Origin of the sequence: Streptomyces laculatispora (assembly GCF_017353455.1) — a bacterium.
GTDB lineage: Bacteria > Actinomycetota > Actinomycetes > Streptomycetales > Streptomycetaceae > Streptomyces > Streptomyces laculatispora.
Window position 1 is genome coordinate 1 of record NZ_JAFMPZ010000259.1, and the last position, 9751, is coordinate 9751.

Here is a 9751-nt window from a genome sequence, read left to right on the forward strand (position 1 = left end):
TACGAGGCACCGCATTACCCGCACCGAAGCGGGCACCCGGTTGTTCCCAGGTGCCCGCTTCGGTGCGGGTAATGCGGTGCCTCGTACGGTCCGCCTGGCGATCAGACCGTGATCAGGGCCTCCAGCGGAGCGCCGCGCAGGCTCTCCACCAGGCGGGCCCGGCCGGCCAGGAATCCCAGCTCCATGAGGACGGCGACGCCGGCGACCCGGGCCCCGGCCCGCCGGATCAGTTCCAGCGAGGCACCGGCGGTGCCGCCGGTGGCCAGCACGTCGTCGATGACCATGATCCGGTCGTCCGCGGACAGGTCCTCGGCGTGGATCTCGATCTCCGCGGTGCCGTACTCCAGCTCGTAGGACTGGCTGAGCGTGGCGCCCGGCAGCTTCCCGGCCTTGCGGACGGGGACGAAGCCGAGACCGGCCCGGACCGCGACCGGTGCGGCCAGGATGAACCCGCGGGCCTCCAGGCCGACGATCTTCGTGGCGCCGTGCCGTACGCACAGTTCCGCGAGGGCGTCGGTGAGGGCGGTGAAGGCCACCGGGTCCGCGAGCAGCGGGGTGATGTCCTTGAACATCACCCCCGGCTTCGGGTAGTCCGCCACGTCACGGATCCGGCTGAGCAGGAGGTCACTCGTGCTCGCGGTGGTGCTGCTGGTCATCGACGCTTCCCCGGGGTCCGGCCGTGGCCGCTGGGGGGCTCCTGGCGCTGTCCGACGACCGCTCCGGCGGGTGCGACGTCCTCGGGGAAGCCCTCGTCCGCCTGCTCCGCCTCGGAGGGCTCGCCCTTGGCGGCCGCTGCCGCGCGCTTGGCGAGGATCCGCTTCTTCAGGGCCTTCATCTGCGGGTCGCGTTCCTTGAGGTCGGCGACGAGCGGAGTGGCGATGAAGATCGAGGAGTACGCACCGGCGGCGAGGCCGACGAAGAGTGCCAGGGAGATGTCGTTCAGCATGCCCGCGCCGAGGACACCGCCACCGATGAACAGCAGACCGGCGACCGGCAGCAGGGCGACGACCGTGGTGTTGATCGAGCGGACCAGCGTGCCGTTGATGGAGCGGTTGGCGATCTCGCTGTACGTCCACCGGGTCTGCTTGGTGATCCCCTTCGTGCCCTCCTTGAGGCTGTCGAAGACGACGACCGTGTCGTAGAGGGAGTAACCGAGAATCGTCAGCAGACCGATCACGGTGCCCGGGGTGACCTCGAAGCCGACCAGGGCGTAGACGCCGACCGTGATGGTGATGTCGTGGATCAGTGCGACCAGGGCCGCGATGGCCATCCGCCACTCGAAGGCGATGGCCAGGTAGATCACCACGAGGACCATGAAGACGCCGAGGCCGGTCCAGGCCTTGTTGGCGATCTGCTCACCCCAGCTGGGGCCGACCAGGTCGGCGGCGATCTTCTCCGCGGGGACGCTGAGCCCCTTGGAGAGCTCGCCCTTGATCTCGTCGGACTTCGAGGTGTCGACCTCGGTGATCTGGATGCGCAGGCCGCCGTTGCCCAGCTTCTGGACGATGGCCTGGTGACCCGAGGACGTCGATGCCAGCTCTTCCGCCTTGTCGACGGAGACGCTCGTCTTCGGGGTGGTGAAGACGGCACCGCCCTTGAACTCGATGCCCATGTTCAGGCCGCTGACCGCCAGGCCGACGATGGCCGTGATGGTGATCAGGATCGAGATGCCGTACCAGATCTTGCGGTTGCCGATGAAGTCGTAGCCGACCTCGCCGCGGTAGAGACGGGCGCCGAGATTGCCGAGTCGCGACATCTCACGCCTCCTTCGGGTCGGTGGGGGCGTTGACACGGCGCGAACGACGCAGCGGCGGCTTGGCGCCGAGCCGCTTCGGGTCCAGTCCGGACCACGGGTGACCGCTCGCGAAGAACGGCTTGCGGGCCATCAGCGTCATGACCGGCTTGGTGAAGAGGAACACCACGACCACGTCGAGCAGGGTGGTGAGACCCAGCGTGAACGCGAAGCCCTGGACCTTTCCGACGGTGACGACGAACAGCACCGCCGCGGCCAGGAACGACACGAAGTCGGAGACCAGGATGGTGCGCCGGGCGCGCGGCCAGGCCCGCTCGACGGCGGGACGGAGCGTACGGCCCTCGCGGATCTCGTCACGGATGCGTTCGAAGTACACGATGAACGAGTCCGCGGTGATTCCGATCGCCACGATGGCGCCGCAGACAGCGGGCAGGTTCAGCGCGAATCCGATGGCCGGGCCGAGCAGCGCCATGATCGTGTACGTCAGGATGCCGGAGACCAGGAGGCTGAGGAGCGCGATGAGCGCCAGCCCGCGGTAGTAGGCCACCAGGTAGATGACGACCAGGGCCAGGCCGATGGCGCCGGCGATCAGGCCCGCCTTGAGCTGCTCCCCGCCGAGTGCGGCGGTGACGGTGGTGACGCTCTGCTCCTTGAAGGAGAGCGGCAGCGCACCGTAGGAGAGGACGTTGGCCAGGTCCTCGGCGGACTGCTGGGTGAAGCTGCCGGAGATCTCGGCGTCGGCGCTCAGCGCCTGGCTCACGGAGGGAGCCGAGACCACTTCGCCGTCGAGCGCGATGGCGAACTGGTTCTGCGGGGACTGCTGCTGGGCGAGCGTGCCCGTGATCTTCTGGAACTTCTTGGCGCCGCCGCCGGTGAACCCCATCTGAACGATCCACTGACCGTTGTTCTGGTTGATGGCCGCCTTCGCGGTCTTCACGTCCGTGCCGTCGACCTCGGCCGGGCCGAGCACGTACTTGGCGCTGCCGTCCTGCTCACAGGCGACCACCGTGTCGGTGGCCTTGGAGCCCTGGGCCGCCTTGGAGCGGCCGGCCTTGGTGGAGCAGTCGAGCGCCTCGAACTGCTTCTGCAGCTTGGCGGCCGCCGCCTGCTCCTCGGGGGACGCGGTGGGGGTGCCGCTCGCCTTGGGCGTCGCGCTGGCGTTCGGCGTGGGCGTGGAGTCGGCCTTCAGGGCGCCGGTGACCGCGCGGCCCTGGGTGGTGGCGCTCGCGTCCGGCTTCGTGGGCGGGCTCGACGCCTTGTCGGAGGCGGAGGAGCTCGGCGATCCCGACGGGCTGGCCTTGCCGGAGGACGAGGCGCTGGGTGCCGGGGTGGGCGTGCCCTGGGCGACGGTCAGCACCGGCCGGAAGTAGAGCTTGGCCGTCGTACCGACCTGCTCCCGGGCCTGGGCGGAGTTCGTGCCCTTGGGGATGTTGACGATGATGTTGCTCTTGCCCTGCGTCTGGACCTCGGCCTCAGACACGCCAAGACCGTTGACGCGGCGTTCCATGATCTGGACCGCCGTGTCCATGTTGGTCTTGTTGATCGACGACTCCTGGCCGGGCTCGGCCTTCGCCTCCAGCGTGATGGACGTGCCACCCGCCAGGTCGATGCCGAGTCGCGGCGTCGGCTGATCGGCCAGGAACATCCCGCCGGTGAGCGCGACCATGGCGATCAGGATCAGAGCCAGGGCACGCCCCGGCCTGCCCTGACCGCCGGCCGGCCCTCGGCCCTTCTTCGGTGCTGCCACCTTTTCGATTCTCCCTGTCCAACCGCCCCGCGCCGGGTACGCGCCCAAGCGGCCACGAAGTGTAGTGGGGACCCGCCCCCGCAGAAGACCGCACGGTCCGGGGACAGCCGGATGCCTGTGGGCTCACGGCATCCCCGGGTCGTGTGCTACTTCGCGTCGGCCTCGCCGTCGGACTTGCCGTCGGACTTCTTGTCGGTCGGCGTGTCGGCCGGCTCGGTGTCGTCCGCCTCGGTGTCGTCCGCCTCGGCCTTCTTGCCCAGATCGATCTTCGCGACGTCCGAGGTGTCCTCGTCGGTGGCGTCGTCGAGCTCGGTCAGCGAGGAGGCGTCGTCGGGCACGACCGCGCCGTCGACGTCGAGCTCCTCCTCCTCGTCACCGTGGACGATGCGGTTGTACTCCGCGTCGTCGAGGACGGCACCGATGGAGTTCTTGGCGTAGACGGCGTGGACGCCGGGAGCAATCTCAAGGAGGACCGAGTCGTCGTGAAGCTCCTTGACGGTGGCGTACATGCCCCCGATCGTCCGGACGCCGGTACCGGGCTGCATTTCATTGCGCATGTTCGCAGCCGCCGCCTGCTTCTTCTTGGCGGACCGCGTCATCAGGAACATGGCCCCGATGAGCACGATGAAGGGGAGGAGAGTCACGGGATTCACGGGACGAGTTTCCTTCGCACGACCGCGCTGGAAGGCGGCCTGGTCTACGGGGGTGGGTACACCGACCTTTAAGGACGGCATCGGCGGAGTCTAAGCGAGTCCGCATCGATGGAACAACGTCCAGCATGGCACCCGGGTTCCTCTGCGGGCCAACCTGTGATGCGTCACGCCCCGAACAGGCCCTGTTGTCCCATTCCGCCTTGCTGCGGAGGAACCAGCCCGAGGTGGGCCCAGGCGGCCGGTGTGGCGACCCGCCCGCGCGGTGTCCTGGCCAGCAGGCCTTCCCGCACCAGGAAGGGCTCGGCGACCTCCTCGACCGTCTCGCGCTCCTCCCCCACGGCGACCGCGAGGGTTGACAGGCCGACCGGGCCGCCGCCGAAGAGCTTTATCAGTGCGCCGAGCACCGCCCGGTCCAGCCGGTCGAGACCGCGGGCGTCGACCTCGTACACCTGGAGGGCCGCGGCGGCGATGTCCCGGTCGATCCTGCCGTCGGCCTTGACCTGGGCGTAGTCCCGGACGCGGCGCAGCAGCCGGTTGGCGATACGGGGCGTGCCGCGGGAGCGGCCGGCGATCTCCGCGGCGCCCTCGACGTCTATCGCGACGTCGAGGAGGCGGGCCGAGCGGTGGATCACCCTTTCCAGTTCGACGGGCGTGTAGAACTCCATGTGCCCGGTGAAGCCGAAGCGGTCGCGCAGCGGGGGCGGCAGGAGCCCTGCCCTGGTCGTGGCGCCGACCAGGGTGAAGGGCGGCAGCTCCAGCGGGATGGCGGTGGCCCCCGGCCCCTTGCCGACGATCACGTCGACCCGGAAGTCCTCCATCGCCATGTAGAGCATTTCCTCGGCGGGCCGGGACATGCGGTGGATCTCGTCGAGGAAGAGGACCTCGCCCTCCTGGAGCGAGGACAGGATCGCCGCCAGATCGCCCGCGTGCTGGATGGCGGGGCCCGAGGTGATCCGGATCGGGGCGTTCATCTCAGCCGCGATGATCATGGAGAGGGTCGTCTTGCCCAGGCCCGGGGCGCCGGAGAGCAGCACGTGATCGGCGGTGGCGCCACGGGCGCGGGCCGCCTTGAGGACCAGGTCGAGCTGTTCGCGGACCGTCTCCTGGCCGACGAACTCGTCGAGGTCCTTGGGGCGCAGTGCCGCCTCCACGGCGGTGTCCTCGCCGTCCGCGCCGGCGTCGACGAGGCGCTCGTCGAGCAGCTCGTCGGTGTCGGGTCCGGTCTCGTCCCAGTTCATCTCGTCAGTCCCGCCTCGGGTGTTTCGGTGCCGGGCCGTGCGGTGCCCGGTCCGGGGTGGAGAAGGGTGCCCTCCGGGTTCGCTCAGCGCGCCCGGTTGAGGGTCTGCAGGGCGGCGCGCAGCAGCTGCGGCACCGGCGGCTGCGCGCCCTCAGCGATGGCGGCCTCCGCCTGTGGGGCCACGGCGGACACCGCCTCGTCCGCCTCGCGGGTCGCGTAGCCGAGGCCGATCAGGGCGGCCTGCAGCTGGTCACGCCAGGAGGAGGAGACAGCGGTGCCGATGCCCTGCTGACCGATGTGGGCGCCGACCGGCTCGCCGAGCCGGTCCTTGAGTTCGAGCAGGAGCTTCTGCGCGCCCTTCTTGCCGATGCCGGAGACCGCGGTGAGCGCCTTCTCGTCCCCGGTGGACACGGCGATGCGCAGGGCGTCCGGGCTGTGCGTGGCGAGCATGGCCTGGGCGAGCCGGGGTCCGACCCCGCTCGCGGTCTGGAGCAGCTCGAAGGTCTGCCGCTCGTCGTCGGCGGCGAAGCCGTAGAGCGTGAGCGAGTCCTCCCGTACGACGAGGGAGGTGGCGAGCCTGGCCTCCTTGCCGACACGGAGACCGGCGAGGGTGTTCGGCGCGCACTGGACGGCCATGCCGATACCGCCGACCTCGATCACGGCCGTGGTCGGGGCGAGAGCGGCCACGGGGCCGCTGACGAAGGCGATCATCGGGGGACCTTCCGGACGGGAGCTGCTGCGGTGCGCGGAACGCGCGGGGTACGGGCCGCGGCCGCTGCGGCCGCGTGCGCCTGCTGGAGGCGGTTGACCGCCGGGGCGCGCCAGATGTGACAGATGGCGAGGGCGAGCGCGTCGGCGGCGTCGGCCGGTTTCGGCGGGGCGTCCAGCCGCAGGAGCCGGGTGACCATGGCCCCGATCTGCGCCTTGTCCGCACGGCCGCTGCCGGTGACGGCGGCCTTGACCTCGCTGGGCGTGTGCAGGGCCACCGGGATGCCGCGGCGGGACGCACAGAGCATGGCGACCGCACTGGCCTGGGCCGTGCCCATCACCGTACGGACGTTGTGCTGGGCGAACACCCGCTCGACGGCGACGCATTCGGGCCGGTGCTCGTCGAGCCACTCCTCGATGCCGCGCTCGATGGCCACCAGCCGGTGTCCGAGCTCCGCGTCGGCCGGTGTGCGCACGACTCCGACACCGAGCATCGTCAGGGGACGGCCCGCGACGCCTTCGACTACTCCGACGCCGCACCGGGTCAGCCCGGGGTCCACACCGAGTACCCGCATGGGTCACCCCCTCCCTGCCGATCGGTCAACTGTTCCCGCAGGCTATCGGCTCGCACTGACAATGCGACGGGCCGACGGGGTGTGTCCCCCGTCGGCCCGTCCACGGAAAGCTGCGCCGGTCGACCGACAACCGCTCAGGCGTCGACCTTCTCCATGACCTCGTCCGACACGTCGAAGTTGGCGAAGACGTTCTGCACGTCGTCGCTGTCCTCCAGCGCGTCGATCAGCTTGAAGATCTTGCGGGCGCCCTCCTCGTCGAGGTCGACCTGCATGGTGGGCAGGAAGTTGGCCTCGGCCGAGTCGTAGTCGATGCCCGCCTCCTGGAGCGCGGTGCGGACCGCGACCATGTCGGTGGCCTCGCTGACGACCTCGTAGCTCTCGCCGAGGTCGTTGACCTCCTCGGCACCCGCGTCGAGCACCGCGCCCAGCACATCGTCCTCGGACAGTTCGCCCTTGGGGACGATGACGACGCCCTTGCGGTTGAACAGGTACGAGACCGAGCCCGGGTCGGCCATCGAGCCGCCGTTGCGCGTCATGGCGACGCGTACGTCGGACGCGGCGCGGTTGCGGTTGTCGGTGAGGCACTCGATGAGCACCGCGACACCGTTGGGGCCGTAGCCCTCGTACATGATCGTCTGGTAGTCGACGCCGCCCGCTTCGAGACCGCCACCGCGCTTGACCGCGGAGTCGATGTTCTTGTTCGGGACCGAGCTCTTCTTCGCCTTCTGGATCGCGTCCACAAGGGTCGGGTTGCCCTCGGGGTCCACACCGCCGGTGCGGGCCGCGACCTCGATGTTCTTGATCAGCTTCGCGAAGAGCTTGCCGCGCTTGGCGTCAATCACGGCCTTCTTGTGCTTCGTCGTAGCCCATTTAGAGTGGCCGGACATCTGCCTTCTCCTTCGCGTCACCAAATTCCGTACGAACCCGAGAGATCCTACCGGGATCGAGTCAGCCCAGTGCGCGCACCATGTCGACGAAGTAGGCGTGAAGCCGGTGGTCCCCGGTCAGTTCGGGATGGAATGACGTGGCAAGGGCGTTTCCCTGCCGTACCGCCACGATATGGCCGCCGTGCTCGGCGATGACCCGGGCCTGCGCACCCACGGATTCGACCCAGGGGGCCCGGATGAAGACGCCCTCGACCGGACCGCCCTCGATCCCGGCTACATTCACGGCCGCCTCGAACGACTCGTTCTGCCGCCCGAAAGCGTTACGGCGCACGATCATGTCGATGCCGCCTATGGTCTCCTGGCCCGAGCGCGGGTCGAGGATCTTGTCGGCGAGCAGGATCATTCCGGCGCAGGTGCCGTAGACCGGCATCCCGGCGGCCACCCGCTCGCGCAGCGGTTCCAGCATCCCGAACAGGGCGGCCAGTTTGGACATCGTGGTGGACTCGCCGCCGGGCACGACCAAGCCGTCGACCTCGGCGAGTTCGTCGGGCCGCCGGACCGGCCTGGCCAGGGCGTCCGCCGAGGCCAGGGCGATCAGGTGTTCCCGTACGTCGCCCTGGAGAGCCAGGACTCCGATCACAGGGGTGTCGCTCATCAGTGACTACCAGCCGCGGTTGGCGTAGCGCTCGGTCTCGGGCAGGGTGTCGCAGTTGATGCCGACCATGGCCTCGCCCAGGTTGCGGGAGGCGTCCGCGATGATCTTCGGGTCGTCGAAGAACGTGGTGGCCTTCACGATGGCGGCGGCGCGCTTGGCCGGGTCGCCGGACTTGAAGATGCCGGAGCCGACGAAGACGCCCTCGGCGCCCAGCTGACACATCAGCGCGGCGTCGGCGGGGGTGGCGACGCCGCCCGCGGAGAACAGGACGACGGGCAGCTTGCCGAGCTCGGCGACCTCCTTGACCAGCTCGTACGGGGCACGGAGGTCCTTGGCGGCGGCGTACAGCTCGTTGTTGTCGTAGCCGCGCAGCCGGGCGATCTCGTTCTTGATCTGGCGCAGGTGCCGGACGGCCTCGACGACGTTGCCGGTGCCGGCCTCGCCCTTCGAGCGGATCATCGCCGCGCCCTCGGCGATGCGGCGCAGGGCCTCGCCCAGGTTGGTGGCGCCGCAGACGAACGGGGTGGTGAAGGCGAACTTGTCGCTGTGGTTGACCTCGTCGGCCGGCGTGAGCACCTCGGACTCGTCGATGTAGTCGACGCCGAGGGACTGCAGGACCTGGGCCTCGACGAAGTGTCCGATGCGGGACTTCGCCATGACCGGGATGGAGACGGCCTCGATGATCTCCTCGATCATGTTCGGGTCGGACATCCGGGCCACGCCGCCGTCCTTGCGGATGTCGGCCGGCACCCGCTCCAGGGCCATGACGGCCACGGCGCCCGCGTCCTCGGCGATCTTCGCCTGCTCGGCGTTGACGACGTCCATGATCACGCCGCCCTTGAGCTGCTCGGCCATGCCGCGCTTGACGCGGGCGGTGCCGGTCGCAGGGGAGTCAGCGGACTGCGGGGTGGTGGGAAGCGTGGACACGGATCGACCTCACTGGGAGAAAAGACGCTGAGCGCGCATGGGGGTCATGCACTGCTGAGCAAACTCTCCGGGACCGGTCCACAGCAAGGGCCAATAGGAGGCCGGTGGATCGTTTTGGCCCGGCGGCGAGCGGGAACGGGCCGTGCCCCGCTCGCGCCGCGGACGTCAGCTGACCGGGCGCGCGGCGAGGGCGACCGGCGGCTCGTCGTCCATCTCGAAGGCGAGCGGGAACGGGGCATGACCGGCCAGCCGGAACCAGCGCACCGTGCGGTGGCGGCGCAGCGCCCGGGCGGCCCGCACCGCGTCGTTGTGGAACCGGCGTGCCATCGGGACCCGGCGGACGGCGGCGGCCAGTTCGGACGCGGTCTCCTCGCCGCCCGGGATCTCCTTGACCGCCTCCACCTGCGCCGGCTCGCCGAACACCGCGCGCAGGGCGGTGCTCAGTTCGCTCTCGGCGACCTCGCGTTGTTCCTCCTCCGCCTGGCGGGCGGCGTGCGCGGCCTCGTACAGGACGATGGACGCGGCCGGGTCCAGGACACCGGAGGTGGCGAGTTCCTGGGTGACCGAGGCCCGGCGCAGCAGTTGTGCGTCGAGTGCGGCCCGGGCCGC

General features: G+C 69.9%; 11 protein-coding genes. All 11 read right to left on the bottom strand.

Annotated elements, in window-relative coordinates:
* Nucleotides 1-101: 101 nt before the first annotated feature.
* Entirely contained in the window at nt 102-656 is a 555-nt protein-coding gene (locus J1C73_RS14460; protein WP_207316730.1) for an adenine phosphoribosyltransferase, read from the bottom strand.
* Nucleotides 653-1756, bottom strand: coding sequence for a protein translocase subunit SecF (gene secF / locus J1C73_RS14465; RefSeq protein WP_207316731.1), 1104 nt, complete (start codon nt 1754-1756; stop codon nt 653-655). Before secF ends, J1C73_RS14460 begins: the two co-directional genes overlap by 4 nt.
* Nucleotide 1757: 1 nt before the next feature.
* Nucleotides 1758-3500, bottom strand: coding sequence for a protein translocase subunit SecD (gene secD / locus J1C73_RS14470; protein ID WP_207316732.1), 1743 nt, complete (start codon nt 3498-3500; stop codon nt 1758-1760).
* Nucleotides 3501-3646: 146 nt separating this feature from the next.
* Nucleotides 3647-4153 carry a preprotein translocase subunit YajC gene (gene yajC / locus J1C73_RS14475; RefSeq protein WP_207316733.1) on the bottom strand — a complete coding sequence of 169 codons (507 nt, stop codon included), beginning with the start codon at nt 4151-4153 and terminating at the stop codon, nt 3647-3649.
* Between the two features lie 164 nt (nt 4154-4317).
* Nucleotides 4318-5391: a Holliday junction branch migration DNA helicase RuvB gene (gene ruvB, locus J1C73_RS14480; protein WP_207316734.1), complete on the bottom strand. Its 1074-nt coding sequence runs from the start codon at nt 5389-5391 to the stop codon at nt 4318-4320.
* An 83-nt stretch (nt 5392-5474) separates the two neighbouring features.
* Nucleotides 5475-6101 carry a Holliday junction branch migration protein RuvA gene (gene ruvA, locus J1C73_RS14485; RefSeq protein ID WP_207316735.1) on the bottom strand — a complete coding sequence of 209 codons (627 nt, stop codon included), beginning with the start codon at nt 6099-6101 and terminating at the stop codon, nt 5475-5477.
* Nucleotides 6098-6673, bottom strand: coding sequence for a crossover junction endodeoxyribonuclease RuvC (gene ruvC / locus J1C73_RS14490; RefSeq protein WP_207316736.1), 576 nt, complete (start codon nt 6671-6673; stop codon nt 6098-6100). Before ruvC ends, ruvA begins: the two co-directional genes overlap by 4 nt.
* A gap of 134 nt (nt 6674-6807) precedes the next feature.
* Nucleotides 6808-7560, bottom strand: coding sequence for a YebC/PmpR family DNA-binding transcriptional regulator (locus tag J1C73_RS14495; protein ID WP_123468415.1), 753 nt, complete (start codon nt 7558-7560; stop codon nt 6808-6810).
* A gap of 61 nt (nt 7561-7621) precedes the next feature.
* Nucleotides 7622-8215, bottom strand: coding sequence for a pyridoxal 5'-phosphate synthase glutaminase subunit PdxT (gene pdxT / locus J1C73_RS14500; protein ID WP_207316737.1), 594 nt, complete (start codon nt 8213-8215; stop codon nt 7622-7624).
* Between the two features lie 6 nt (nt 8216-8221).
* Complete coding sequence (gene pdxS, locus J1C73_RS14505; protein WP_207316738.1) at nt 8222-9142, bottom strand: pyridoxal 5'-phosphate synthase lyase subunit PdxS; 921 nt, start codon at nt 9140-9142, stop codon at nt 8222-8224.
* A gap of 165 nt (nt 9143-9307) precedes the next feature.
* Nucleotides 9308-9751, bottom strand: a 444-nt coding sequence (locus J1C73_RS14510) for a hypothetical protein (protein WP_207316739.1), incomplete at its 5' end; no start/stop codon positions are given.